The sequence below is a fragment of the Arthrobacter sp. UNCCL28 genome, from assembly GCF_900102805.1.
GTDB lineage: Bacteria > Actinomycetota > Actinomycetes > Actinomycetales > Micrococcaceae > Arthrobacter > Arthrobacter nicotinovorans_A.
This window is the reverse complement of record NZ_FMWE01000002.1, coordinates 706,820-732,336: the sequence shown is the minus strand read 5'-3', so window position 1 is coordinate 732,336 and position 25,517 is coordinate 706,820. Positions and strand designations below refer to the sequence as shown.

The following is a 25,517-nucleotide window of genomic DNA, read 5'->3' as shown; positions in this document are numbered from 1 at the left end:
TCCAAAGTGGGTGGTGACGGCACACCCTAATCCAGCTCCACGCCCATCACGGTCCGCACAATGGGGTTGCTCCCGGACCCGCCCGCATCATCCTCTAGGTGCCGCATCCCCAGCCGCTCAGCGACCCGGCGCGACGCGATATTGTCCGGATGGATGATGGCAACAAGGAGCTCAACCCTGAGGACGTCCCGCGCAAGATCCCGGCATGCCAAGGCTGCTTCCGAGGCGTACCCCCGGCCCTGCAGCTCCCGGCGAACGTGGTAACCAACCTCAAGCTCGGACCGCCCGTTGACCTGTTGCCATGTCAACCCGCAGTCCCCGACAAATCCGCCGTCGTGCGTTTCAATAATCCACAACCCGTGCCCGTCGCGGGCATAGTTGTCCCTGTTCCACTGGATCCAGGCAGCCGCTTCGTCGCGGGTTTTGGGAGCGGGGTAGTACGTCATCACCTCGGGATCACCCAGCAGCGAGCTCATCGCATCGAGATCGGCCATGGTCATTTCGCGGAAGCGCAGCCGTGGCGTGGGGTGGGGGAGCATTCCCGAAGCCTACCCGTCGTCGGGCTGTGTCTTCACCACCCACTTTCAGCTCCGCGGCCCCGATAAACAACCGCTATTGGCTGCATTAGCCCGGCATGGAGTCCAAAGTGGGTGGTGGCCGTACACCGATCAGGGCAGGGGCCGCAGCTCCACCGGGGTCAGCATTTCCCGCTCGAACCCCACCACGCGGCGCGGCCCGTGCAGGATCACCTCATGTGTATGGGCGTCGGCGGTGCTGGCCGTGGCGACGTGGAGCTTCACCAGCCCGGGCGTCACCACGCGCTGAAGGTCCAGTCCGGTGAAGGAGGTGCGGTCGGCGTGAACCACAAAATCGACGACGGCGGACGCGCCGGCTTCCAGCTCGACGCGGGCATAGCCGATCAACTCGCGGACGGGACGGACCACTTCGCCCACCGGATCTTCCAGGTACAACTGAACAACTTCGGCGCCGCCACGGGAACCGGTGTTGGTGACCGTGCAGCTGACCGTGACCGAGTCCGACGTCGACATGGTGGGCGCGCTGCACTGATGGCCGGTCAACTCGAACGTTGTGTACGACAGGCCGTGCCCGAAACCGAACAGCGGCGAGGGGTCCAGGGCGCTGACACCACTGGGACCGGCCAGCTTGGAATGCAGGTAGGTGCCGGGCTGGCCGCCGGGGGACCGTGGCACTGAGACAGGAAGTTTGCCGGACGGATTGACGATCCCGGTGAGCACGTCCCAGAGCGCCTCGGCTCCTTCTTCGCCCGGGAAGAACCCTTGGATGATCGCGTCGGCGCGGTCAGTGAAGTCGCCCAAAGCGTACGGGCGGCCGCTCAACACAACCACCACTGCGCGCGTTCCGGACTCAGCGCAGGACGCGAGGATACGGTCCAGCATCCTGTGTTGGTCGCCGGGCAGGCGGAGGTCGGCGGCGTCGTTTCCTTCGCCCGAGGTGCCCCGGCCGAACAGGCCTGCGTTGTCGCCCACAACCACTACGCAGGTGTCCACGGAGGCTGCAACCTGGCAGGCTTCGGAGATCTGTTCCTCGGTGGCGGCCTCGCAGTTTCCGGTGACCGACGCGGCCACAGAGCCGAAGCGTCCAGAAGCAACGCCGGCCACGGATGGAACGGAGATCCCCATGGGCACCTCAGGGTGGGAGGCTCCAACATGGGCGTCAAAGGAGTAGCAGCCAAGCATCGCGAAGGGGTCATCGGCCAAGGGACCCACCACGCCCAGTGAACCGACGTGACCGAGGGGTAGAGCGGGAGCTTCAGCGAAGTCCCGGTTGCTCAGCAGCACCAATGATTGTGCGGCCAATTGGCGCGCCAACTCCCGGTTTTCGGCGGGATCGAGGTCGATCACACCCGGTCCCGCAGGAACAGCCAACACCGCCGGAACAGGGGAGAAGTCCGGCGACAACAAGCCGACCTCCGCCTTCTGGGTCAGCACGCGGCGCAGGGCTTGGTCCACTACGGATTCGTTCAGCGCGCCTTCGCGGATACGACGCAGCAGTGGCTCGCCGAAGCAGTTCACGGTAGGCAGTTCAACATCGACGCCGGCACTTAGGGCCAGCACGGCGGCGTCACCGGAGTCCGCGGCCACGCCATGGGTGACGTCCAGGAAGGCAACGCCGAAGTAGTCGGCAACCACAGTCCCGGTGAAACCCCATTCCTCACGAAGCAGCCCGGTCAGCAGTGCGCGGTTCGCGGCGGCCGGTACGCCGTCGACGTCGGTATAAGCGTGCATTACCGAACGGGGAGCGCCGTGACGGATCGCCATTTCGAACGGCGGCAGCATGATGTCGGCGAGTTCGCGGGGTCCCATGGAGACGGGCGCGTGGTTGCGCCCGGCCTGGGAAGCTGAGTAGCCCACGAAGTGCTTGAGCGTGGCGACGATGCCCGTGGATTCCAGGCCTTGGACGTATGCAGTGGCGACGGTTCCCACCAAATAGGGGTCCTCGCCGATGGTCTCCTCCACGCGGCCCCAACGGAGGTCGCGGACCACATCCAGCACCGGGGCCAGGCCCTGATGGACGCCCAAGGACCGCATGCTGCTACCGATCCGGGCTGCCATCTCCTTGACCAGTGCCGGGTTGAACGTGGCGCCCCAAGCCAGGGGAACTGGGAACGCTGTGGCCTTCCATGCTGCAAGGCCGGCCAGGCATTCCTCGTGAACCTGGGCCGGGATGCCAAACCGGGACGCGGCCATGATCTGTTCCTGTGCGGCGGCCAGGCGTCGGGCGCCTTCGGTCGGTTCCACGGGAACGGTGCCGTACATGCGCGTGATCTGCCCCAGTCCGTCAGCGATGATCTCGTCCCAGGAACGGGCGTCTCCCGCCATCTGGCTTTGGAGGGGAGCCACGGAATCGCCGTCAGTGGAGGCGTTGACCCACACGCCCACCAATTGGGCGAGCTTTTCCTCGAGGGTCATCTCGCGGATGAGGTGCTCTACGACGTCCGACGCCGGAACGCGGGCAAGTGCTTGCTGATCGGCGGCGCCGGTGCTCACAGGCTTCTCCTTGGATTCTGAAGATGATTTTTAGAAACTATCAGAAATACATATTTAGTTTCCATAGTCCCAAACCCTTGACTTGTTCAGCGCAGGCTTCATAGCGTTGAGCAGTGAAGCGGAAGCATTCATCTCGGAAGTGATAGAAACTCCCCGGATGAAATAAGAAACTTTCGGAAATGAATCCCGATGGAGAGACTCACATGCACACGTACAGAGTGGCCCTTGTTGGCACAGGCGGGATCGCGGCAGTCCACGCGTCCAACCTGGCACGGACCGATAATCGGGCGGAGTTAGTGGCAGCGTGCGATGTGGACGAGTCCCGCCTGCAGGGCTTCGCGGATGAGCACGGCATCGCCGGCCGCTACCAGAGCCTCACGGAACTCCTGGCTGAGGCCAAGCCGGACATCGTGCACCTCTGCACGCCGCCCATGATGCACATTGACCAAGCGATCGAGTGCCTCGAAGCAGGTGTCCACATTCTCTCCGAGAAGCCGCCGGCCCTCAGCCTGGCCGACTTCGACCGCCTCAACGACGCCCAGGTAAAAGGCGGCGCACAGTTCTCCTGCGTCTTCCAGCATCGTTTCGGGGACGCCTCGGCCGCAGCCCGTACGCTGATCGGCGGCAGCGATTTTGGCCGTCCGCTCGTAGCCCGCTGCGACACCCTCTGGTACCGCCCGGACGAGTACTTCGACCTCCCCTGGCGTGGCACGTGGAAGGCCGAGGGCGGTGGACCCACCATGGGCCACGGCATCCACCAGTTCGATCTCCTGCTCCACCTGCTGGGACCGTGGGAAGAGGTCACCGCGATCGCTTCACGGCAAGCCCGGGCCACCTCCACTGAAGACTTCTCCGCCGCCCTGGTCCGGTTCGAGAACGGCGCCGCGGCCACCGTGACCAACTCGCTGCTCTCGCCGCGGGAGACCTCGGACATCCGGATTGACTGCGAATTTGCCACCATCGAGCTCAGCCACCTCTACGGGTACGGCACCAAGGACTGGACCATCACCGCAGCTCCCGGGCACGAGGACTCCGTGTCCGCCGCGTGGAATGCGAAACCGTTGGAACGCGGCAGCGGCCACTCCGCCCAGTTCCTTGCCATGTATGAAGCGCTCGACGCCGGATTGCCGCTCCCAGCCGGCGCGGACTCTGCGCGGCAAACGCTGGAGTTCGCTGCCGCCATTTACGCTTCAGCCTTTACTGGGCAGCCCGTCCGACGCGGAGAAATCGTTCCCGGCCATCCCTTCTATGAGGGCATGGACGGCGAGGGCCGTGGCACCCGCGTCCTCGCTTCCACAGCCCGCGCCTGAAAACCCCACTCACAACGGAGACCCTGATGACCACCACAGCCCAGACCACACCTGCCCAAACCAATCCAGCCGCCACTGCCCCGAGCGCTGCCCAGACCACTACCCAAACCGCCCCTGCCACCACGCTGAGCTACACGGACGATGGCAGTTCCCTGACCTTCACGGTCGGAACCCAGGACATCGCGACGTACACCTACCGACCCACGGATGACCAGTACGAGAGCCCCCGTCCCTACTTCCACCCGCTCACCACCTTGGAGGGGGACGAGGTCACCATTTCCAGGCCGTGGGATCACGTCTGGCACAAGGGTCTCTCATGGGCGCTGCCAAACGTGGGCGAGCACAACTTCTGGGGCGGAGCCACTTACACCCGCGAGACCGGCTACTCGAACCTGGACAACAACGGGGCCATGAACCACGAGGCCTTCACCAGCATCGAGGTCACCGGCATAGAGGGCGCCAGCGCGGGTATCACCGCAGCGGAAACGCTTCTCTGGACCGCTCAGCCAGCCGAACCAGGGCAGCAGGGCGCACCCCTGATCCGCGAACAGCGCCGTTTCGCCATTCAACTCCTCCCGGCCGGCAACGCGTGGACGATCCTCTTCGAAACCACCATGGAGAACGTCTCGGGTGCTGTGATCGGAATCGGCAGCCCCACCACCGAGGGACGCGACAACGCGGGATACGGCGGTTTGTTCTGGCGCGGACCCCGGTCCTTCACCGGCGGGGAATTCCGATCCGAAAAGGGGACCGGCGGGGACGAGTTCATGGGCACCCGCTCACCATGGATCGCCTTCACCGGCCAGCACGATGTCACCTGCCGGAAGTCCAGCGTCCTGTTCGTCGAGGACCAAGCCAACCCGGGTGCCTCCAACCAGTGGTTTGCCCGCTCGTCCATGTTTGCGTGCCTCGGTTCGGCTCCGTTCTTCAGCGAAGTAGTCCCGCTCAAGGAGGGGCAGCCGCTGACGTACCGGTACGCCGTCGTGATTTCTGACGGCGCGCTGGAAGACCAGCAGGCCGCAGCGCTCGCCGACGCTGCGAAAACAGCGTTGGATGCCTGGGCCTGAGATGTGCACGTCATTCCCGGGCGCAACCGCCGTGTCCGAGGTCAGTATTTACGATTGGCCCGGACTGGATGGCGCGGCCGGAGGGTCGCCGCACCTGCACACTGCGTCCACGGAAGCGTACGTGGTGCAGCAGGGCGTCGGACGGCTGGAGACTTTGGATTCCCGGGGCTTTACTTCCACTGCGCTGACGCCGGGAACCGTGGTGTGGTTTACGCCGGGTACTGTGCACCGCGCCATCAACGATTCGGGGGACCTCAGGGTTCTGGTGGTCATGCAGAACGCGGGGCTGCCCGAGAATGGCGACGCCGTGATGACGTTTCCGCCCGGGCACCTGGTGGATCACGATACTTACGCGCGCGCCGCCGCCCTGCCGTCAAAGAACGCCGACGGCGGTGACGCGTCCGCCGAGGCGGCTGCGCGCCGTCGTCGTGACCTGGCGTTGGAGGGATATCTGGAACTGAAAGCTGCCGTGCAGGAAACAGGTGTTTCGGCGCTCGCAGACTTTCATGCTGCCGCAGCGCGCTTGGTGAGGGGGAAAACCGAACGCTGGCGCGGATACCTCAACCAGGGCGCCGAGCGACAGGCCGGCCTCACAGGGGAGCAGTTGGCCTCTCTTGGGTCCATGGAAAGTTTCTACATGCAGGATGCGAGGACTACGATGGGCGAACGGAAAACCCGCAGGATCTACGGCATGTGTGGCCGGATCCAAGCGTGGGAACTTTCCGAAACTGTCATCGCCGGGACGTGATTTCCGGCCGGGAAGGTGGGGACCATGGTAACCAAGCAGGACTCGGGACGGGCGACGATCAGCGAGATCGCCCGGGAAGCCGGCGTGTCCGTGCCCACGGTTTCCAAGGTCCTCAACGGCCATGCGCACGTCGCGGCAGCTACCCGCGCGAGGGTTGAAGAAATCATCGCCAAACGCGACTACGCGCGCCGCCCCGCCAAGCGCAGCAAGAAGGCCGGGCTCATTGACCTCGTCTTCCCGGGCATGGGTTCGGAGTGGGCGTGCGAGATCATCGAAGGCGTGGAGCGGGTGGCCCAGGAAGCCGGGTACGGCACAGTGGTCAGCAGCTTGTCACTGGACGGCTCGAGGATCCGGCCGTGGCTGGCGAACCTTGCGGAGCGAAAGTCCGACGGCGTCCTGCTCGCCGTGTACGAACTGGACTCCAAGCAGATCCAACGGATCAAGTCGCTCGGCATTCCCGTGATCCTGATCGATCCTGTGGGCCAGCCCGGACCGGATCTCATGACTGTGGGCGCAGCCAACTGGGACGGTGCTTTCTCGGCCACCGAGCATTTGCTGAAGCTTGGCCACAAGAGAATCGGCATGATCGGTGGACGCGATGACCTCCAGTGCAGCAGTGCCCGTGAAGACGGGTACCTTGCGGCGCTGCGCCGTGGGGGCGTGGAAGCTGATCCGACCCTGATGGTGCCCGGCGACTTCTCCACAGAGTCCGGAGCGCGGGGGACCGAGGCGTTGTTGGCCCTTCCCGACCGGCCCACAGCGATCTTCACCGGCAACGACGCCCAAGCCCTCGGCGCCTACCGGGCTGCGCGCTCGGCAGGCCTCCGGATTCCTGAGGACCTCTCCATTATCGGCTTCGATGACATCCCCGCCGCGGAATGGATCGAGCCCGGCCTCACCACCATCCGCCAGCCTGTGGTGCAGATGGCTGAGACGGCCATGCGTGCGCTGCTCCGGCACCTTGAAGGTGATGAGGAATTGCCTCAGCGAATCGAACTCGGCACGGAGCTGGTGGTGAGGGGCTCGACGGCGGGGCCGGTTTCTTAGCCGGGTCTGCCTAACCCCAAGCGGTCTTAGCAGGGCGCTTTGGCAGAGGGGTGTTAGCCGGGCGTCCCGTCAGAGCGGTCTTAGCCGGGCTTCTCAGCTGGGCGTGCTTAGCCCCGGCCCATGCTCGTCGACGGGTCCCCGCCGCCTTCGGATGGATCGGCACGCAGGTCGTCGGGATCGTCCTGTGGCAGTCCTGCCGGGCCGGATACGTCACCTGAGGCGGCCGAAACGTCAGTGTCCGCTTCGCTGCCGCGGCTGGTGTCGGCGTCGTCCGTCGTCTCGGGTGAATCAGTGCTATGTGAAGCAGTGCCGTGCGAAGCGGTCCCGTGTGTGGTTCCGGTTTCCGCGTGGCCGGCCGTGCGCGGGTCATCATTCTCGCCCGGCACATCCGAGTCCATGGCGTTGGAGCCCTCGCTGATGGAGGAGTGGACCTGGACGTCGTCATCCTTTTCGCCGGGCTCGGGGACCCGGTCATTGTTCACGGGATCGGACGTGCCGGCCAAATCTTCCATTGCGTTTTCGGCGGTCTTGCGGATGCTGTCTTCTATGCCCATCAGTTGACTCCTTTGCATGAAAGGCCTGATACCAGGCCGCGCTTGCATAGTAAGCCTACTTACTTCTTGGTTGATCCGAAAGCCTGCCCGGGGTTGACAAAATAGCTCCTCGCCGCTTGCGTTGCCGCAGGTCAAAACCTTTCGAGCCGCACTTTGTACCGTTGATCGTTGGACGATAAGGTATTGCCAGACCGTTTTGCAGAGGGCGGCCCTTTTCGCTCCTTTGCTGTCTGCTGGGGACGCATTTCAGTCAGTAGGAACGTGCATGGTCAACCCCCGCCCTGAGCAGGAAGCTCTCCAGAATGGAAACTTTTTGGATCTAGTCCTGGGCAGTGAAGATGTAGAAGCTTTTCTCGCCGATCTCGCGGCTTTCTCTGCCGAGAGCCTCTCGCATCCCGACGCCACCGTCTTTTGCGGCATCACCGTGCTGCGCCGGAAGAAGGCGGCCACGGCGGCCAGCAGCGATGACCGCGCCCAGGCAATGGACGAACTTCAAAACGACTTTGAGGGCCCCTGCCTCACGGCCATGGATAAGCTGACCTCCGTGCTGGTGCCGGACCTGCTGAAGGAGCATCGCTGGCCCGAGTACGTCGCTGCGGCATCACATCATGGACTCCGGTCCATTCTCAGTGTCCCCCTCATGGTGGAGGGCGATACGCGGGCTGCCCTGAATCTCTATTCAGAACGAACCGACGCCTTCAGCGAGTCCGACGTTGAACGTGCCGAAGTCTTTGCCCAGCATGCCTCCAAGTCGTTGCGTCTGGCCCTGAAGATCGCCCAGCTCAGCGATGCCAGGAACGACCTCGCTGCGGCTATGCAGTCCCGCACCGTGATCGACCTCGCTGTTGGAGCGATCATGGCGCAGAACAAGTGCAGCCAGGATGAGGCCTTCACCATCCTCCGCACAGCATCCAGCAACCGCAACATTAAGCTGCGGCATCTGGCCAAGTCGATCATCGCGGCAGTTTCCTCGGGCACGGTCACTACGCACTTCGAGGAGTAGGCGGCCTTCAGCTGCCCGGAACCACCAAACGCTCACGCAGTTGGGCGACGGTGGCGTCGGACAACCCGGCACGCCGAACCGGCTCCAGCACGCTTCCGTGCCGCTCAATCAGCAGCGCCTGCATGGCCTCCATGGACTCGGCGTGGGCGCCCATCATGGCGCCCATGCTCTTGATGGCTTCCTCATCCAGCACGCGATCCGGCATGAGCCCGCCCAGGATGGCCCTAAGTCTCGGGAACAGCTGCGGCAGGCGGGTGGCGGTGACGGCATAGTCGGCCGAGATGGTTTCCGGCGTAGCGCCCAACGCAGAAAGCACGACGGCGGCGAACACTCCCGTACGATCCTTGCCGGCCGCGCAGTGGAAGACGGTGGCGCCATCGGCCATGGCAACCAAGGTCACACCGAGGGCGAGCTGCCGGGCCTGGGTCTCGAGCAGGTTGGCGTACCAGGCGCCCACGTGAGCCGGGGTGGTGGCGGCCGTCATCATGTCGTGGCTGAGGGTTTCCGGCGACGCAATGGACGCCGTCAATGCGAGGTGGTGGTAGCTGACGCCGGCAACGGTCAATGGACCCCGCCCGGTGAAGAGTGCCTCTTCCGGTGAGCGGAGATCGATGACCGACGTGACGCCGTCGTCGATCATTTGCTGGGCGAACGCGGCAGGCATTACCGAGACGTCGTCGCTGCGGAGAAGCACGCCGGAGCGGGTGGTGCCGCCGGACACGGGAAGCCCGCCGAGGTCGCGCAGGTTGACGGGGGAGAGGTCCAGAGTTTCCAAATGAGATTCCTAGCTTGTCCGGCGCAGTGTGTGCGTAATGCTACAGGTGGATTATGGGAGCATCCTCCCAGTAAACGTCCGCGATTGTCCGCCCTGTGACCCTGTTTGGTGACCCGAGGCAACAATGGAGCACACTGGGTTGGGTGACCGTCAACAAACCCCGCCCCGGCCTCGCGATCTTTGCGCTGAGCCTTGGGACGGCGCTGAATCCGCTGAACTCGTCCATGATCGCCGTCGCGTTGGTGGTCCTGAGGGAGCATTTCGAGCTCGACGTCGCCACGGTCACCTGGGTGATCACCTCCTTCTATCTCGCCTCCGCCGCCGGCCAGCCGCTGATGGGGCGGCTCGCCGATCGCTTCGGCCCTCGGCGCCTGTTCATGTTCGGGATGGCGTTGGTGGCGGTCACCTGTGCCATCGCACCGTTCCTCCCCAATTTCGCGCTGGTTTGCGTGGCCCGCGCACTTATGGCCGTGGGGACCGCGACGGCGTACCCGTCCGCCGTCGTGATGGTCACCGAGCTGAGCAAGCTGGCCAACTTGCCGTCTACGCGGCCCTTGGGCCGGATCCAGATGGCAAACACGTCCGCCGCTGCCGTGGGACCCGTGGTGGGCGGGCTTTTGGTGAGCCTGGTGGGGTGGCAGGCGCTGTTCGCGATCAACGTGCCCATCGCTTTGCTGGCCATGTTTGTGGTGTACAAAGTGGCGCCAGTGGATTCCGGGCGCGAGACCGGAAAGCTCGGTCAACTGATCCGCGATTCCGATATCCCCGGCATCCTCGCCTTCGTCACGTCCTTGATGCTCGCCATGATGGCGCTGCTCAACGTGATGCCCGGCTACCGTTGGTACCTGCTGGGTGCCGCCACGGTGATCGGCGCTCTCTTCGCCTGGCGCGAGCTGCGCTTCCAGCCCCCGTTCCTGGACCTTCGGCTGCTGGGCAGGAACCGGCCGCTGCTGCTGGTCTACCTGCTGTTCATCGTGTTCAGCGGCGTCTATTACTTCGCGTTCTTCGGCCTGCCGCAGTTGCTGCAGGAGGCCGGAAATTACGACGCCGGTGTGGTGGGCCTGCTGATGCTGCCCCTTGCGGCGTTGTCGGTTGTGGTGACGCCACTGACGGTGAGGTTCATTGAGCGGTACGGTGTTCGTTCCGTCCTGATCACCGGCGTCCTGATTCTGACGGTTGCGGCGGGAATGCTGGGTTTCCTGACCATGACGTTGTGGGCTCCGCTGGTGTTCGTGCTGACAGCGCTGATGGGCGTTCCGTATGGCGTTGTAAGCACCGCATCCAACCAAGGCCTGTATGTTTCGGCCCGTCCCGAGGAGCGGGGCGTTGCCGCCGGAATTTTCCAGACCTGCCGCTACCTTGGCGCCATCACGGCCACCGTGCTGATTGGTGTCCTCTATGGACCGGGCGTGAACCAGGCGAACTGGGGGATCATGGTCCTGGTGATGCTGGGGCTCAGTGCCGTGGTGCTGGTGCTGGCCGTGATGTGGCGGAAGCCCACGGTTTAGCGCTGAGAGAGTCGAGCGCGCATCACGACCCTCGCCGCTGCTCAGCAATCCACGTGTGATTCACAATGGCTGCCGCGAAACACTTGGATAAGTTGGCACTGTCCGGCCCGCGGTAGAGGTCCCTCTGAAAATACGGAGACCCATCCGTGTGGGGGCCGCTCTTGTCGATTTGATGAACGAGCTCGGAGAGGTAATCGTGTCCGCCGGCCCGGTAGGAGTCGGTTTCGGCTTGGTCCAAACGGATCAGGGCCGAGGAATCCACCATCGAGTTGCGCCAGTACCGTGCTTCCAGGAACAGGGTTCCTTGCTGTTCCACCAGGAACCACGAGCCAGGCTGGTGGTCCACGTAGTGCATGGCGTCGCGGTCTTGGGCGAGCCTCAGGTCATCACCCCACTGCTCAACCGGCGGGATGGCTTCGAGAGGTCGCTGCCGGGCTTCATTGAATACGGTGAATTCGAAGGTGGCTGGTGACTCGCGATACAGGGTCAGGCAGATGATTCGCTTGCACGCCGTGCAGCTGAGTTGGCTCTCCACCCGTTCCATGAGCCGGGATGCGTGAAGTGCATGGAGGTCGGCGAGCGGAACCCAGCGAGGACTCTCGATGATCAGTCCCGCGGCCGCGGCGCCGGCGAGCGCGGCGATGGTCTGCTCCACGTAGACTCCGCTGTCCGGGGCCTTTGCGCGAACCAGGAGATCGCAGCAGCTTGGGCAGTCGTCATCCTCCGGGCGGCAGGCGCGTTGCGGAGCCTCCACTGTGAAACTGATGCTGAGGAGGTTGCCGGGGTCATTCCAGCCGCGGTTGTTCTTGAAGCTTGGTTCGGCGTACGCGCCGTCCAGCATGAATCCCATGCCGCCGAGAGTACGGGGTGCGTCGATGGCGGCTTTGAGGTCGGCAAGGGTGGCGTTCTTGTCCAGACCCTGGATCCACTGGGAAAGATTGAACCCGTTGGCTGCGAACCCGGTAGGTGCTGCGTGCAGCACGACTGCCACGACGGCGTCGTCGTGCATGATGATTTCGCTGCCAGAGGCGAACTGCAGCCGCTTCGAAAGGTAAGCAGGTTCGCCCACCAGCCGTTCCTTGGCTGCCACCGGTTGACCGCCGAAGGCATCGATCAGCCGCTGCACGGCGGGATCTTCTTCGGACGCCGCCATGGCCTCAACGATCAGGGGCAATCGTGTCTTAGTGCGCCATCGCTCTTTCGCGCCATCATTTTTCCGCCATCCCACCCGACCATTATGTAGTGCGGGCCAGCGGTGAACCGCGCCTGCCGACTATACGCCGGTGTGCTGGGCACAGTGCTCGCAGCAGAACATGCCGGTTTCGTTTTCCACGCCGTGGCCGAGGATGCGGCAGCCGCAGTGTCCGCAATTTGGAGCCATCGCGTGAATGGCGCATTCGAAGCTGTCGAAGGTGCCGGAGCGCTCGCCTTGGGTGATGGTGAAGGTTTTGTCGTACTCGTTTCCGCACGTATCGCAGATTGCCATGGGTCTCTCCTTTGAGGTTCGGGACCCGGCTCCTGCTGGAGGGGAGGAGCCGGGATGTTCTTAAGCTAAGCATGCTTACTTTTCCTCAACAAGATCCCTTCGCGGCCTCACCCGGGCTGTCCCTTGCTTAATTTACTGAGTGCGCTCATAATTGAGTTTAGTCAGTAAACCAGGCATAGGAGAACCCGCATGAAAGCCTTCGTCCTCAACCAGTACAAGGAACCGCTGCAGCAGACCGACGTTCCTGAGCCTGTGCTCGGCGATCGCGATGTGCTGGTCCAGGTCCACGCAGCCGGCCTGAATCAGTTGGACGAGAAGATCAGGCTGGGGGAGTTCAAGCAGATCCTCCCGTATAAACTGCCTCAGGTCCTGGGCCACGATGTTGCTGGCGTGGTCCTGCAGGTGGGGTCGAAGGTGCGGTCCTTCAAGCCCGGCGACGAGGTTTTCGCCCGCCCCGGCAACGACACTATTGGAACCTTCGCGGAGCGCATCGCCGTGGCCGAGGAAGACCTGGCTATCAAACCGGCCACCATCAGCATGGAGGAAGCGGGTTCGCTACCGCTGGTGGCTTTGACCGCCTGGCAGGCACTGGTGGAGCGCGGAAACGTTGGCCCCGGCCAGAAGGTCTTCATCCACGCCGGGGCCGGTGGAGTGGGCTCCATTGCCATCCAACTGGCCAAGTACCTGGGTGCGACGGTCGCGACCACGGTCAGCGCAGGCAATAAGGGCTTTGTCCGTGAACTTTGCGCTGACGTGGTGATTGACTACCGCACCGAGGATTTCGTGGAGATCCTTCACGATTATGACCTCGTCCTGGACAGCCTCGGCGGCGAGAACCTGGAGCGGTCCCTGAAGGTCCTGAAAAAGGGTGGCAAGGCTATCGGCATCGCGGGACCGCCGGATGCGGGTTTTGCCCGGCAGCTGGGCGGAAACCCTGTACTGCTGGGTGCGATGACGTTGCTGAGCTCGGGAATCCGCCGCAAAGCCCGCCGCTTGGGCGTCAGCTACGAGTTCCTCTTCATGCACGCAGACGGCAACCAGCTGAGGGAAATTGCGGCGCTCATCGATGCCGGGGAGATCAAGCCTGTCCTGGGCCGGGTAGTCCCGTTCGAACAGACGGCCGATGTCCTTGCTGCCTTGGAAAAGGGCGGCGTCCGTGGCAAGACCGTCGTCAGCCACCTTTAGCCACCACCAACCACCCGATAGGACAAAAAATCATGAGCAGCGAACAGTATTTGCAGGTGCCTTCAAAAACGGTGACGGCCGGCGATGTTACGTACGCGTACCGCGAGATGGGGCCCGAGGGCGGGGTTCCCGTAGTTTTCCTGATCCACCTGGCCGGGACCATGGACAACTGGGATCCGCGCATCATCGATCCCATCGCCGCGAAGCACCACGTGATCACTTTCAGCAACCGCGGTGTGGGTGCGTCTACAGGCAGTGTTCCGGACAGCATCGAAAGCATGGCCGATGACGCCGCTGCCTTCATTCAGGCCCTCGGCTATCCGCAGGTGGATCTTTTCGGCTTCTCCCTTGGCGGCATGATTGCCCAGTCGCTGGTGCTCAAGCACCCCACGATGGTGCGCAAGATGGTGCTCGCTGGCACGGGCCCTGCAGGTGGCGAAGGCATCCAGAACATCATCGGGACCACTTACTACGACGTTCTCCGGGGAACCCTCACCCGGCAGGACCCCAAGGAGTTCCTCTTCTTCAACCGGAACGCCGCAGGCAAGCCGGCTGCCCGGGCCTTCATCAACCGGCTCAAGGAACGCACCACCAATCGCGAGGCGCCCATCAAACTCGGCGCATTCCAGACGCAACTCAAAGCCATCCGCCGGTGGGGATTGTCGCCGTCGGCCGATCTTGGCGTCATCACCCAACCGACGTTGATCGCCAACGGCGACAACGACCGCATGGTCCCCTCGGTACTTTCGAGCGACATGCATCGGCGAATTCCGGGCAGCGAATTGGTGATCTACCCAGACTCCGGGCACGGCGGCATCTTCCAGTTCCACGACCGCTTTGTTCCCGTAGCCCTCGAATTCCTAGGCCGATGATGTGGCGCCCGCTGATACTTCGGCCCGCTGATGTGGCGCCGCTGATACGGTAGCTCCATGCAGCCTGCGCCCCAGACCCTTGGCCGACGTGAGCGGAATAAGCAGGAAAAGCTTGACCGCATCACTGCGGCAGCCCGTGAGCTTTTCACCCAGTACGGGGTGGATGAGGTCACTACCCAGCAAGTAGCTGAAAAGGCCGACGTCGGTTCGGGAACCTTGTTCCTGTACGCCAAAACCAAGGCGGAGCTGCTTCTGCTGGTGCACAACGTCAAGTACGCCCAGGCCTTTACCAAAGGCGTGGACGCGGCGGCCAGTGAAAAGGCGGTGCTGGATGCGGTGATGGCCATCATCCGGCCCATCATTGTATGCAACCGCGTCCAGATCGAGAACGGCCGGACTTACCTGAAGGAAATCGTCTTCGGGGACCCGTCCGAGCCGCACCACGCGGAGGCGCTGTCGCTGACCATGCGCACCGAAGAAGCCATTGCCGACGTCCTGCGCCGGGACGAACAATTGCTTGCCCGAGGCCCTGCCAAGCTGGCGCGGATCGTCTCCTCGATCATGTTCATCAGCATGACGTCATCGGCCACCATGGAACTGACAGACGCCCAGGTTGGCGACGAGATCCGGGATCAGATCAGCGTGCTCCTGGGCGCCTGACTGTCTTAGCTATTTGCGCGGGATTTAGCGGTTGAGGAAGGCCTCGTGCTGGCGATGCGCTTCGGCCACCTGTTCGCGGATCTTCTCCACGTCCTTTGCTTTGTTCCGGTACTTCAGTGGCATCTGAACGATCTGCGCCTCTTCGGCTGTCAGTGCACGGTAGATGCGTTCGCGCTCGTTGGCGTCCGCCGTGTAGTCGAGGTCCAGGTAATCGACGGCGTGGCGGCGGGCGTTGTTGATGGCCGTCTGGGCCTTGCCCGCCGGGCTGATCAGTGAAAGCACCACAGTGATGATCAGGACGCCGATGATCACGCTGAGTGAGAGGCCGGTGGTGATTTCGATGACGTTGACGTGTTCGCCGTCGTTGATGAACGGCAGGTTGTTCTCGTGCAGGGCGTGCAGGATCAGCTTGACGCCGATGAACGCCAGGATGGCTGCCAGGCCGTAGGAGAGGTAGATGAGGCGGTCCAGCAGGCCGTCGATCAGGAAGTAGAGCTGGCGCAAGCCCATCAGGGAAAACGCCGTTGCGGTGAAGACGATGAATACGTTCTGGGTGAGGCCGAAGATTGCCGGGATGGAGTCGAGCGCGAACAGGATGTCCGTGCCGCCAATGGCCACCATCACCAGGAGCATGGGAGTCAGGGCTTTCTTGCCGTTGACCATGGTGAAGAGCTTGTCGCCGTCGTACTTATCCGTGGTGTGGAAAAGCTTTTTGGCGAGCCGGATGATGAAGTTGTTCGCTTGATCGTCGCCGTGGTCGCCGGGCTTGAGCAGGTTACCGGCCGTGAGCAGCAGGATGAGGCCGAAGATGTAGAACACCCACGCGAACGAGTTGATGAGCGCGGCGCCCAGGAAAATGAAGCCGGTGCGGGCGATCAGTGAGAACACGATGCCGAAGAGCAGGACCTTCTGCTGATCCTCACGCGGCACCCGGAAGCTGGCCATGATGATCAGGAACACGAACAGGTTGTCCACCGAGAGGGCCTTCTCCGTGATGTAGCCGGCGAAGTACTCGGAGCCCATTTGGGCGCCGCCGAAGACCAGCACCAGGATGCCGAAGACCACAGCCAGGCCCACGTAAATGGAGGACCAGATGGCGGCTTCCTTCAGGGAGGGGACGTGTGCCTTGCGGATGTGGAAGAAGTAGTCGAAGGCCAATAGCGCCAGAATGACGACGATGGTGATGCCCCAGATGAGGGGAGAGACGGTCATATGATCCTGCTTTCGTGAGGCGCGCGAGTGGTGTTGCTCACCGAGGGTCAAACTCGTGGAATCAAATTTACCGGGACTCGTGGTTTGCGCGCTAACTAGGCTTCCATGGGAAAGTACTTGACAACTTGGAAAGTACTTTCTTATGGTGGAGCTACTGATCCACACAACTTTGGGGGAACCATGAACGAGACCACCGGCAGCATGACACCAGCTGAAGCCCGCGAACTCCTTGCGAGGGCCGACTCAGTGGGTGCTTCATCCATCAACGCAGCGGCCTGGCCCGTGGCTGTCATGTTCACCAGCCTGGCCATCATGGGTTCACTGCTGATGATCGGGATGCACATTGTGACTCACACGGGATATGGCGCTGCTTTGCTGGCATGCTCCGTGGGTGTCTGGGCGGCTTTAACGGCGTGCATTTGGCCCATGTTCCAACGGTCCACCAAAGCCGGGTACACCAAGCGTTTCCTGACGTCACTTCTGGGGTACTTCGGGCTCTATGTCGCGGCCCTCGTGGGTGGCACCATCTTGTTCCCGACCGGGAACCTCTGGTTCTACATCCCGGCCGCTATCGCACTGGCCGCCATTGGCCTCGCCGCCGCCTTCCGTGAGCTGCGCGCATGAGCACACCGGCGGAACACCCGCGCCACCAGCTCAACGAGGTAGTGCATTCGCCGGTCCGGTTCTCCATCATGGCTGCGCTGGCCAAGGCGGAGTCGTTGGACTTCAAGGACTTGCGCGACGCCATACAGGTAAGCGACTCCGTGCTGAGCAAACAGCTCTCCATCTTGGAGAAGGCTGAGTTCGTGAAGATCAAGAAGAGCTTCGCCGGTAAGTTTCCGAGGACTTCCGCGAGTTTGACTGTTGCGGGGCGGGACGTGTGGGCGGCGCACTTGCAGACGCTGCGGGAGATTGCGGGCGGCTGACTGCTTGCGCTCCGTGAAGGGTACGACGGCGGCGGGTTGCGAGGGTGGGTTCAGCCTGCCGGGACCAACTGCCACAGGTCCTCGTTGTGCGGCCGGTGCCAGAGCTGCCGCGGACCCTCAGTTTCGCGGGCCACGTCCGTGAGCCAAATGGTGCTGCCGGGATCCCAGCCCGCGATGACGCTTGCGGTGTCTTCACCGACTTGTAGGGCCCGGCCAGCAGAACTGAGGTAGCCGGCGACAGTGAGATGTACGGCATCCCATTCTTTGGCGGCCAGTTCCCAGTCGGGGATGACCCAGCGGCCATGGCGGCCAGTGGTGCGGAACCAGTCGTGACGCCGGGACGCGGTGACCTCCAAGGGGAAATCCCTGCACAGCTTGATCCAGTCCGCTTCTGTGGTGATCTCCAAAATCCTGCCCATTCCGGCGACGGGGATCACGGTTGCTTCTTCCCATCCGAGGGAATCTTCAACCAGGCTGAGCCCGTCGGGGATTCGCGCCACCGTGTGAATCAGCCCGTGGGGGATCGACCACCACTCGCCACTGAAGTTGGCGTGAGGGTCTTGTGGCCGTTCCTTGGCCGCGCGGATTTCCTCAGCCCGTTCCTTTCGTCCCCATTCGGCCAGGGTGTGTTGCGGGTTTCGGGGGAGCGGTGTGGGATCTGATTCTGCACGCCAGTCGATGGCCCATTGTCCGGGTAGGGCCTTCTGGTCCCACCACTGGGTTCCGCGTTTTCCTTTCAGACTCTTGGCGATATGCGCCAGGGACCCTGTGATTTCCTCGGTGGCGGCGAGGACGTCCTCGCCGTCGGGCTCCTGCCAGTATCTGGCGGTATCTACTGCGCGTTGAAGGGCGTAGTGAATCGGCGCGTCCGTGATGTTCCGAAGATCCAGGGCCCTGATCAGTGCCGCGAGTTGATCCACGGTTGGCTGCGGCGGGGGAGGTGGGGCCTCTCCGGAGGGATTCATGGTCAAGAGTTTTCGTGACCTGCCGGCGCCGGGATCGAGGTTGTACCCGAGATGGAAGACGGCGATCCGGATGTCCTGATCCATTTCCATGGCGAGTTCAAGGCAAAGGCGGCGTCCTCGGGGGCCTTGGAGCAGTGAATTCATGGCACTAGAGGGTTCTGCGAAGGCGTATGCCTCCGCTCATGTTTGTCAGCCGCGGCTTCGCGTACAGCCACACCACAACACCGAACAGCGGTACCACGAAGAACAGCAGGACCCACAGGATCCGGGCAATTTGATCGAGCCCGTCCTGCCGCAGGACATCGAAGATTGCCCAAATGTTCGCTCCCATCACGAACACAGCGGACAGTCCCGCCAGCAGCACCAAGACCCATTCCCAAGCTTCCATGTCATCCCCCTGAACCTGCAGCTTCCGTACAAAGTAGCACTGGCGCTGCAGACGTACGACGCCGGAGCCCGCTTTGGGTGCCTGCCGTTGACGGACGCTTGGGTTGGGTCAGATCAGCGCGGTCATGACGTTCCAGCCTTCCCCGATCTTCTTCCTTGGTTCCAAGTGACGGCTGCCGACCCCGGGGTAGAGCCAAAGGTCTCCGTTGGCGTCGCGGGCGATGATCTGTGAGTAGCCGGGGTAGTTGCCGTCGAATCTTCCGGTTGCGATGATCGCCGTCATGGCATTCCAGCCCTCGCCCACCTGCATGCGGGGCAGCCACCCGCCCTTGCCGTCGCCAGGGTAAAGCCACAGTGCTCCGCTGGTTTCCCGGGCCATGACGTCCCGCTTGCCGTCCTCGTTGAAGTCACCGCGCCCGATCAGGGCTGTCATCACGTTCCAGCCGACACCGATTTGGCTCCGGGGTTTCCAGCCGCCGGCGTGGTCCCCGGGGTACAACCAGAGTCGGCCTTCCGCGTCGCGGGCGATGACGTCGGCACAATAGTCGCCGTCGAAGTCGCCAGGACCCATGATTGCCGTCATGGCATTCCAGCCGAATCCCACTTTGGTTCGTGGTTTGAGGTACCCGTAACCGCCAGGGTAGAGCCACATGTCGCCGTTGGTATCGCGGGCAAGAATGTCGTCGTTGAACTCGCTTTGGAACTTGCCTGCGCCGATGATGGCAGTCATCACATTCCAGCCCTCGCCCATCTTGAAGCGGGGCTTCTTCCACCCGCCCTTGCCGTCCCCGGGGTAAACCCAAAGGTCGCCGGCGGTATCTCGAGCCAGGACGTCGTCAAAGTAGCTTGTGTTGATGTCGACGTAGTCCCAGTTATTTGTTGGGACGCTTGATGCGCGTGTGCCCGGCTGGGCTGCCTGTGCTGGAAGTGCTGTGGTGCCCAACAGCAGGGCCCCGATCGCGGCCAGAGTTGTCCCCATGAAAAGTGGGCGCCTTGGTTTTCCCTGTGTTTTGTGGCAGGAATTCTTGGTCGACTTTGATCGGAACATCACTGTTACCCCCATTAGCAACATCGTCATCACGCGATGCAACGGAGCATAGTCCTGCTGGGTGCCTTTTGTTAGGGGTAAGTGCGGGCGGGTTGTTCTTGCGGCGGGCCTTAGCTGACGCTTGCCAGGACGTGATCGATGCGGTTGAGGAGGCCGGGCCATCCGTTGCCCATGCCCTCGATGGCTTGCCGTCCCATGGGTGAGTCCAGGTTGAAGCCGGCGTGTTCGAAGTGAAGTGTGGTCCCGCCGTCGACCGTTTCAAGAGTCCAGGTGATGGTGGTGTCCAGGCTGCCCTCGGCGAAGAGGAACGTGATGGAAGTTCCGGGCTCGACGCTGATGACTTCGCATTGTTGCTGGCCCCAGCGGTCCATGTCCATGGTGAAACGGTGGCCCACAACGGATGCGATGTCGCCCGCTGCCCACCATCGTGCGAGGAGTTCGGGCGTGGTCAGGGCCGCCCACACTGCGTCCTTAGGGTGCGAGAAGGTGCGTTCCAGGCGGATTGCGTTCTCAGTCATGGGTGTTTTCCTCATCCAGTAGATCGGCCAGGGCATCGAGGCGCTGGTTCCAATATTGTTCGTAGTTTTTCAGCCACCCATTGACCTCTTGGAGTCCACGGGCTTCGAGGTGGTAAATCCGCTGCCGGCCTTTCCGTTCCTCACGGATCAGGCCTGCCTCTTTGAGGACGGTCAGATGTTCCGACGCCGATGAGCGGCTCAGTTCCAGACGTCCCGTCAGTTCTCCGGCCGGGAGGGGGCCGGTGAGGAGGTTGTCGAGGATGGTGCGGCGCGAAGGGTTCGCTAGGGCTCCGAAGACGTCGATGGGCACGCCTCGATGATATGTCGGAAATTTCCGAAATGACAAGTTCTTGTTGGAGTGAGCGGCACCTAGGCGCTCTTGGCGGCCACTCATTTTGGGGCTTTTGAGCACCTAATTTCGCTGAAACAGCACCTAGTTTCGGGGTTTCCGCCACCTAGAGGGTGTTTAGCGGGCCCAGACTGTTTGTGTCTCGGCAATTTGGGTTAGGGGAGGCTGTATGCCGGCAAGCTCGGAGGTGACCAAGCGGTACTCTTTGTACTTGTCGTTGATCTTGGGGGCGGGCATAACGTGCGTGGGGCTGATGCCTGAGCCGAAGACCTTCCTCGTGGGCGCGGCGTTGATGGCGTGCATCTTGGCTGCAGCCGTGTCCTTCAGAGAATGGCGCTGGGTACCATTTCGCGTCGGCGAGGCGCGTATGGCCAGACTCAGTGTATGTTCCGTCACGGCGACGACCGTGGCGTTGCTTCTGAGGGGATACCCGATGAGTTTCGTGTTGACGCCTCTGCTCAGCGTTGTCGCGGCCCTCATAGTGTTTCGAGAACTCACCAGGGGCGGGCGCCTTATCTGGAGGAGCAAGCGATGAAAGCCATCCCACATCCACTGCAAGTTGTGATGTTCTTCGTCATGGCCGTCATCTTCGCGACGGGGCAACCATTCTCGTGGTGGCGTGCCGGTGCTGCTGTACTCATGCTGGGGTTCGGGTGCTACGGCGTTTATGTGTTGCGCCGGAGCAAGCGTACGGAATCCATCCAGGAGTCCAGCGAGCTTGAATGACCCAGATGGCCTGTGGACTGATGTCCGCGGGCCATTACTTTGTTAATGGGTGTTTTCGTCGGGGCGAAGGCGATTCTGCAGATCGGGGTCACCGAAGCCGGCCACGAACCCGAAGTCGTGTTCTCCGTTCTCCGGAGGAAGATCGCGCTCCAGTTTTAGTGCCGTCGTCGGCGTGAACAGGGTTCTCGCAATGCCGCTTTCACTGTCGAAGGTGAAGGACCCGAAGATTGTCCGGTCTACTCGGTGTCTTAGCAGGAGGGTTGTGTCCGAGCCGTTAACTTCACACGTGACAGGGTGGTAGTCGTCCAGTTGCCGACCCCAGATGGGTAGGGAGAGCGGGAACGAGAGGTGTACAGCTTCAGGAAATGAGAACGGGATGCGGTCAATCGAGAGGCCGTAAGGATCATCTACTCCGTCGGTCTGGATGATCAGTCTTCGGGTGTCGAAGGTTCGGGTGCGCCCGTCCGGCAGTTCCTTAGCGGTCCACATGAAAACCCTGGGGTGCACCGAGATGGCATAACTCATCTGATGGTTGCCGCTCTGGCAATACGAGGTGCCGGTGTAGGCGCTTGCTTGTCCGCCGCCCAGCGCTTTTCCGATCGCGATCGCCAGCTGCTCAGAGGAAGTGTCCACGCCTCATCCTCGCATGGGTGACACGACCCGCTTAGGAGGGTTCGCCGTCGTGGTTTGTCAGCAGGAACTTGCGCAGCAGGTTTGCCAGGTGTGTTTGCTCGGTCTTGGAGAGGCCTTCGAGCATTTTTTGTTGGTTCTCGACGTGGTGCTCCACCACGTCATCCACCAGGGCGAGCCCTTCGGGGGTGAGGCTGATGAGGAGTTGCCGGCGGTTCTCTGGGTTGGTCTCGCGATGAACCAGGCCGCGATTTACAAGTCGGTCTACGCGGTTGGTCATGGCCGCCGAACCGATCATCGTGAGGCTGGCAAGTCGTCCCGGCGTCAGCGGCGCCTCGGCCGCTGACCGGCGAAGCGTCGCCAGGACGTCGAACTCCCAGGGCTCAAGCCCGAACTGGTTCATGAACTTCTGGACCTCGAGCGAGGCGAGGCGACTCGCCCTGTTGAGCCGGCCCAGAACGCCCATGGAGCTGACGTCCACGTCGGGTCGCTCGGTGTTCCACTGCTCAAGAATCATGTCCACTGCGTCGCGGTTCATCGTCCTCCCATGCTTGACCTCAAACAGTACAGCACCTAAATTGTCTTACATCAAATAGTTCGACATCGAAATGTATGGAAGTGAAAGATGAGTTCATCTGCAGCGGTTGCCAGCAGGGAGGGAGTTGGTACGTCCAAAGCATCCCCTCGCGACCTCTTCATCACCGCCCTTGCCCCGATGGTTTGGGGTTCCACCTATCTGGTGACCACGGAGTTCCTCCCCGCCGATCGGCCGCTCCTGGCCGCAACCGTGCGGGCCCTGCCGGCGGGTATTGTGCTGATGCTGGTCACTCGAACGTGGCCGCGGGGGAGTTGGTGGTTCAAAGCGGCGGCGCTGGGCGCGCTCAACATTGGGCTGTTCTTCTTTCTCCTGTTCTTCACCGCGTACCAACTGCCGGGTGGGCTCGCAGCGCTGGTCATGTCCATCCAGCCACTGTTTGTGCTTTTCCTTGGCGTGCTGTTGCTGGGGGAGAGGATCCGCAAGGCGCACATCATTGCCTGCGGGGTGGGAGCCGCGGGTGTCGGCTTGCTCGTCCTTCGATCCGACGCGACGTTGACTCTTGTGGGTGTGCTCGCCGGGATGGCGGCGGCGCTGAGTATGGCGGCCGGCATAGTTCTCACCAAACGCTGGGGAAGGCCCGACGGCGTGGGGCTGCTTGGGTTTACTGGCCTGCAGTTAGCGATGGGTGGGGTCATGCTGCTGCCGGTGACGTTGGTGGTTGAAGGGTTGCCGGGGGCGGTTACTGGACCTAATCTGGCGGGGTTTGCTTATCTGAGCGTGATTGGTGCGTTGGCTGCCTACGCGGTGTGGTTCCGGGGAATTCATCGGCTGCCGACGATGGTGGTGTCGTTCCTGGGATTCCTGAGCCCGCTGGTGGCGACGGTGCTGGGGTTCGTGTTCCTGGGGGAGGCGTTGTCGGGGTGGCAGTTGGTGGGTGCGGTGTTGGTGCTGGGGGCTGTGGGTTTGGTCCAGCGGCCGGGGGCGAGTGCGGGCCGGCGGCTGTCGGCGAAGACGGAAGCGCTTAGCTGAAAGGGGTGCTGTTCTGATACTTGTCCCATAGTCGCGGTGGAAGGATGATCAATTGACATGCATCGCTGAAGCGCGCGTGCGGTGTTGCGTCGTTTCTGTCCCTGAGCTGTATCCGGGAACTGGCATTCATCGGCTAGCGGTAGACCGGGATTGGAGCTGGCCAAGAGGTCTAACTTCCGTCAAAGGTATGTGCGTCCATAAACCGCCGAGGCTGGCTATGTAGGCGTTTTCTGAGGCTCAAGAGCGGTCCTGTCGGTAGGGGAAGGAGACGCGGGGTGGTTGGCGGATTGGCTGCGGGTCCGGTCGGCGGCCTTATGAACAGTAATTTGTCGGCGCTGATGGCGAAGATTGCGGAGGGCTGGAGGGTGGTTGAGGAGGCTGTGGCGCCGCTTTCCTAGAAGAAGCTGCCTGTGGCGGGTGACGCGTGGGGTCATCGGCTGTTTGGGATCGGTGACGTTTACGATTCTTTGCGCAACAGCGTTGAGTGACGCGAATGCTTTAGCAGTGGCTGGTGGACGCCAGAAGAAGTTATGCCTTCCGTGGGTACGAGTGTCCAGCCAGTACGGCTGCAGCAGCTGTGGACGGGCAAGCATCAACGTGCCGGGCAGAGCTCTGGAGTGCACGCGTGCCGGAGCGACGCGGTGTTGCTGTCAAGACGCAGGAGCAGAACGAGTGTGCAGCCTTCGGCGACGCCTAGGGAAAGTGCCTGCGCCCGCAAGCTTGATAGCTGCGAGTTGCTCGTCATTCGTCGAACCGACAGCTCGTCGTCTCCATTTCCCAGTGCGAAGTACCGAGTGGAGGGGGCTGTGCGGAGGCCGAGGTACCAGGTCAGCCATCGATTCACGGGAATACCGCTGCCGCGTAACACGTCGTGGGTCACGGGGACCTCAACGCCGACCACGTTTCCGCTGGCCTGGATATGCTTGGGCCGTTGAGGTTCGGCGTCTTCGATCGGTTCAGCGCCGCGCTCCGCCAAGTCGTACAACCCGGCAGCATTTCTTCCGATTAGGTTGCTCGAAAGACACTGTGCGACGCGCCACTCGCCGACGGGATAGCGCTTTTGGATCTCTGCGCGGAGCTCGGCGTAGTCAAGTGGGCCCAAATCCCTAAGAACCTCGACCAGAACGTCAACCGCGTTTGCGTACCGCTGATCCGCTCCTTGGACCCGCCAGTCCGTCAGCGCCCAGGTTCCTTCGGGTCGAACCTGCGCGAAAGCCTCATCGCGTCGCATGGTCTCCCGTGTCGCGTGTTCCGACGCACCAGCGACGTTTGCGATTTCAAGGACCGTGCGCGGTTCACCCTGTTGTCGCAGCCAAAGGTAGGCGCGATCTCGAGCGCCTCGGTTGGCGCGAACCCAACCTAGTTCAGTGAGCTCCGCACGATAATCCTTTTCCAAGATGACGCCCAATGGCGCGGCCGGGGGGATATTTAATGCGTGCGCTGTTTGCCCAAACTCTTCATTGGAAAGCGGAAAGCGTTCCGTGAGTGCCTTGAGCTGCGCATCGAGCGCTTTGGGATTGGCACTCCAATATCCGATTAGCGGCCCCGAACGGACGACGGGTGGCTGAACGCCGAGCTGCTTGAGCAGGATCGTCGCGGCGGCCGGGGCACGAGTGCCCAACAGAGCGGCGATTACGTCATCAGGCACCGCCGATTGATCACCGAGGTACTCGAGAATCTTTATAGGGAGATTAGGGTCGAAGATCTCCTGTGCTCTAACAAGCAGCTTTGCGCCTTGGGATTCGATTTGCCGGATACGCTCGCGTGTCAAACCAAACTCGGTGCCGATCGCGTTGAGCGTCTCTCGACGCGCCCTCCAAGTAAGAATCTCCCGATTCCTCTCAGAAAGGGACTCCCATGCAGCGTCCAGCCAGTTTCCGCCGAATCCTGGGGAGTGTGGTCCCAGATTGCCCAGCTCGCGATCGCTCTCAGGGGTCTCGTGCAT

Annotated in this window: 29 protein-coding genes; 13 read left to right on the top strand and 16 right to left on the bottom strand. The window is 62.5% G+C overall.

Going from position 1 to position 25,517, the window contains the following annotated elements; all coding sequences use genetic code 11:
- Window positions 1–26: 26 nt before the first annotated feature.
- Together BLQ01_RS07905 and BLQ01_RS07900 are read right to left on the bottom strand one after the other, a co-directional pair.
- Window positions 27–539, bottom strand: a complete 513-nt coding sequence (locus tag BLQ01_RS07905; RefSeq protein ID WP_091550987.1) for a GNAT family N-acetyltransferase — start codon at window positions 537–539, stop codon at window positions 27–29.
- Window positions 540–668: 129 nt separating this feature from the next.
- Complete coding sequence (locus BLQ01_RS07900; RefSeq protein WP_091550985.1) at window positions 669–3,029, bottom strand: glycoside hydrolase family 3 N-terminal domain-containing protein; 2,361 nt, start codon at window positions 3,027–3,029, stop codon at window positions 669–671.
- A gap of 203 nt (window positions 3,030–3,232) precedes the next feature.
- Here BLQ01_RS07900 and BLQ01_RS07895 point away from each other — a divergent pair, with 203 nt between their 5' ends.
- Genes BLQ01_RS07895 through BLQ01_RS07880 form a run of 4 tightly spaced genes read left to right on the top strand, consistent with a single transcriptional unit; the run spans window position 3,233 to window position 7,201 of the window.
- A complete protein-coding gene (locus tag BLQ01_RS07895) occupies window positions 3,233–4,339 on the top strand; it encodes a Gfo/Idh/MocA family protein (protein WP_091550984.1) in 1,107 nt (368 codons plus the stop codon).
- A gap of 26 nt (window positions 4,340–4,365) precedes the next feature.
- Window positions 4,366–5,406 carry a DUF6807 domain-containing protein gene (locus BLQ01_RS07890; RefSeq protein WP_091550982.1) on the top strand — a complete coding sequence of 347 codons (1,041 nt, stop codon included), beginning with the start codon at window positions 4,366–4,368 and terminating at the stop codon, window positions 5,404–5,406.
- Window positions 5,393–6,154: a cupin domain-containing protein gene (locus BLQ01_RS07885; protein ID WP_309803627.1), complete on the top strand. Its 762-nt coding sequence runs from the start codon at window positions 5,393–5,395 to the stop codon at window positions 6,152–6,154. The genes BLQ01_RS07890 and BLQ01_RS07885 overlap by 14 nt, the downstream gene beginning before the upstream one ends.
- Window positions 6,155–6,178: 24 nt before the next feature.
- Window positions 6,179–7,201: a LacI family DNA-binding transcriptional regulator gene (locus tag BLQ01_RS07880; RefSeq protein ID WP_091550978.1), complete on the top strand. Its 1,023-nt coding sequence runs from the start codon at window positions 6,179–6,181 to the stop codon at window positions 7,199–7,201.
- Between the two features lie 107 nt (window positions 7,202–7,308).
- On the opposite strand, the gene BLQ01_RS22620 is transcribed toward BLQ01_RS07880, so the two are convergent.
- Window positions 7,309–7,755 (bottom strand): hypothetical protein, encoded by a 447-nt coding sequence (locus tag BLQ01_RS22620; protein ID WP_254779285.1) that lies wholly within the window; start codon window positions 7,753–7,755, stop codon window positions 7,309–7,311.
- A gap of 265 nt (window positions 7,756–8,020) precedes the next feature.
- Between BLQ01_RS22620 and BLQ01_RS07870 the strand changes: the two genes are divergently transcribed.
- Window positions 8,021–8,758: a GAF and ANTAR domain-containing protein gene (locus BLQ01_RS07870; RefSeq protein WP_091550977.1), complete on the top strand. Its 738-nt coding sequence runs from the start codon at window positions 8,021–8,023 to the stop codon at window positions 8,756–8,758.
- 7 nt (window positions 8,759–8,765) lie between these two features.
- On the opposite strand, the gene BLQ01_RS07865 is transcribed toward BLQ01_RS07870, so the two are convergent.
- A complete protein-coding gene (locus BLQ01_RS07865) occupies window positions 8,766–9,533 on the bottom strand; it encodes a tyrosine-protein phosphatase (protein ID WP_091550975.1) in 768 nt (255 codons plus the stop codon).
- A gap of 143 nt (window positions 9,534–9,676) precedes the next feature.
- Here BLQ01_RS07865 and BLQ01_RS07860 point away from each other — a divergent pair, with 143 nt between their 5' ends.
- Window positions 9,677–11,041: an MFS transporter gene (locus tag BLQ01_RS07860; protein WP_091550974.1), complete on the top strand. Its 1,365-nt coding sequence runs from the start codon at window positions 9,677–9,679 to the stop codon at window positions 11,039–11,041.
- 22 nt (window positions 11,042–11,063) lie between these two features.
- On the opposite strand, the gene BLQ01_RS07855 is transcribed toward BLQ01_RS07860, so the two are convergent.
- Both BLQ01_RS07855 and BLQ01_RS07850 read right to left on the bottom strand, forming a co-directional pair.
- A complete protein-coding gene (locus BLQ01_RS07855) occupies window positions 11,064–12,215 on the bottom strand; it encodes a hypothetical protein (protein WP_091550972.1) in 1,152 nt (383 codons plus the stop codon).
- Between the two features lie 99 nt (window positions 12,216–12,314).
- A complete protein-coding gene (locus tag BLQ01_RS07850) occupies window positions 12,315–12,527 on the bottom strand; it encodes a hypothetical protein (protein WP_091550970.1) in 213 nt (70 codons plus the stop codon).
- A gap of 189 nt (window positions 12,528–12,716) precedes the next feature.
- On the opposite strand from BLQ01_RS07850, the gene BLQ01_RS07845 reads away from it, so the two are divergent.
- From BLQ01_RS07845 to BLQ01_RS07835, 3 genes are read left to right on the top strand one after another with little or no spacing between them, the layout of a single operon-like run.
- Entirely contained in the window at window positions 12,717–13,712 is a 996-nt protein-coding gene (locus BLQ01_RS07845) for an NADP-dependent oxidoreductase (RefSeq protein ID WP_091550968.1), read from the top strand.
- 32 nt (window positions 13,713–13,744) lie between these two features.
- The gene (locus BLQ01_RS07840) at window positions 13,745–14,584 is read left to right on the top strand and encodes an alpha/beta fold hydrolase (protein ID WP_091550967.1); all 840 of its coding nucleotides are present in this window, start codon (window positions 13,745–13,747) and stop codon (window positions 14,582–14,584) included.
- 57 nt (window positions 14,585–14,641) lie between these two features.
- Window positions 14,642–15,244, top strand: coding sequence for a TetR/AcrR family transcriptional regulator (locus tag BLQ01_RS07835; protein ID WP_091550965.1), 603 nt, complete (start codon window positions 14,642–14,644; stop codon window positions 15,242–15,244).
- A 24-nt stretch (window positions 15,245–15,268) separates the two neighbouring features.
- Here the strand turns inward: BLQ01_RS07835 and BLQ01_RS07830 are convergent, their stop codons facing one another.
- Complete coding sequence (locus BLQ01_RS07830; protein ID WP_026542945.1) at window positions 15,269–16,456, bottom strand: TerC/Alx family metal homeostasis membrane protein; 1,188 nt, start codon at window positions 16,454–16,456, stop codon at window positions 15,269–15,271.
- Between the two features lie 180 nt (window positions 16,457–16,636).
- Here BLQ01_RS07830 and BLQ01_RS07825 point away from each other — a divergent pair, with 180 nt between their 5' ends.
- Together BLQ01_RS07825 and BLQ01_RS07820 are read left to right on the top strand one after the other, a co-directional pair.
- The gene (locus BLQ01_RS07825) at window positions 16,637–17,080 is read left to right on the top strand and encodes a hypothetical protein (protein WP_091550963.1); all 444 of its coding nucleotides are present in this window, start codon (window positions 16,637–16,639) and stop codon (window positions 17,078–17,080) included.
- A complete protein-coding gene (locus tag BLQ01_RS07820; RefSeq protein ID WP_026542943.1) occupies window positions 17,077–17,382 on the top strand; it encodes a winged helix-turn-helix domain-containing protein in 306 nt (101 codons plus the stop codon). The genes BLQ01_RS07825 and BLQ01_RS07820 overlap by 4 nt, the downstream gene beginning before the upstream one ends.
- A 50-nt stretch (window positions 17,383–17,432) precedes the next feature.
- On the opposite strand, the gene BLQ01_RS07815 is transcribed toward BLQ01_RS07820, so the two are convergent.
- The 6 genes from BLQ01_RS07815 to BLQ01_RS22075 all read right to left on the bottom strand — a co-directional run bounded on the left by BLQ01_RS07815 (window position 17,433) and on the right by BLQ01_RS22075 (window position 21,045).
- Window positions 17,433–18,491: a hypothetical protein gene (locus tag BLQ01_RS07815; RefSeq protein ID WP_091550961.1), complete on the bottom strand. Its 1,059-nt coding sequence runs from the start codon at window positions 18,489–18,491 to the stop codon at window positions 17,433–17,435.
- Between the two features lie 4 nt (window positions 18,492–18,495).
- Window positions 18,496–18,735, bottom strand: coding sequence for a PLDc N-terminal domain-containing protein (locus BLQ01_RS07810; RefSeq protein WP_091550959.1), 240 nt, complete (start codon window positions 18,733–18,735; stop codon window positions 18,496–18,498).
- A gap of 108 nt (window positions 18,736–18,843) precedes the next feature.
- A complete protein-coding gene (locus BLQ01_RS07805; protein ID WP_091550958.1) occupies window positions 18,844–19,713 on the bottom strand; it encodes an FG-GAP repeat domain-containing protein in 870 nt (289 codons plus the stop codon).
- Between the two features lie 179 nt (window positions 19,714–19,892).
- A complete protein-coding gene (locus BLQ01_RS07800) occupies window positions 19,893–20,300 on the bottom strand; it encodes an SRPBCC family protein (RefSeq protein ID WP_091550956.1) in 408 nt (135 codons plus the stop codon).
- Complete coding sequence (locus BLQ01_RS07795) at window positions 20,293–20,610, bottom strand: ArsR/SmtB family transcription factor (RefSeq protein WP_091550954.1); 318 nt, start codon at window positions 20,608–20,610, stop codon at window positions 20,293–20,295. Before BLQ01_RS07795 ends, BLQ01_RS07800 begins: the two co-directional genes overlap by 8 nt.
- 156 nt (window positions 20,611–20,766) lie before the next feature.
- Window positions 20,767–21,045, bottom strand: a complete 279-nt coding sequence (locus BLQ01_RS22075; protein ID WP_139183452.1) for a hypothetical protein — start codon at window positions 21,043–21,045, stop codon at window positions 20,767–20,769.
- 135 nt (window positions 21,046–21,180) lie between these two features.
- Here BLQ01_RS22075 and BLQ01_RS07785 point away from each other — a divergent pair, with 135 nt between their 5' ends.
- Window positions 21,181–21,375 (top strand): hypothetical protein, encoded by a 195-nt coding sequence (locus tag BLQ01_RS07785; protein ID WP_091550951.1) that lies wholly within the window; start codon window positions 21,181–21,183, stop codon window positions 21,373–21,375.
- Window positions 21,376–21,417: 42 nt separating this feature from the next.
- Here BLQ01_RS07785 and BLQ01_RS07780 read toward each other — a convergent pair whose 3' ends face one another.
- Window positions 21,418–22,008, bottom strand: a complete 591-nt coding sequence (locus BLQ01_RS07780; protein ID WP_091550949.1) for a hypothetical protein — start codon at window positions 22,006–22,008, stop codon at window positions 21,418–21,420.
- A gap of 31 nt (window positions 22,009–22,039) precedes the next feature.
- Entirely contained in the window at window positions 22,040–22,543 is a 504-nt protein-coding gene (locus BLQ01_RS07775; RefSeq protein ID WP_091550948.1) for a MarR family winged helix-turn-helix transcriptional regulator, read from the bottom strand.
- 87 nt (window positions 22,544–22,630) lie between these two features.
- Between BLQ01_RS07775 and BLQ01_RS07770 the strand changes: the two genes are divergently transcribed.
- Entirely contained in the window at window positions 22,631–23,572 is a 942-nt protein-coding gene (locus tag BLQ01_RS07770) for an EamA family transporter (protein ID WP_091550946.1), read from the top strand.
- A 592-nt stretch (window positions 23,573–24,164) separates the two neighbouring features.
- Here BLQ01_RS07770 and BLQ01_RS07765 read toward each other — a convergent pair.
- Window positions 24,165–25,517 (bottom strand): sigma factor-like helix-turn-helix DNA-binding protein, encoded by a 1,353-nt coding sequence (locus BLQ01_RS07765; protein ID WP_091550944.1) that lies wholly within the window; start codon window positions 25,515–25,517, stop codon window positions 24,165–24,167.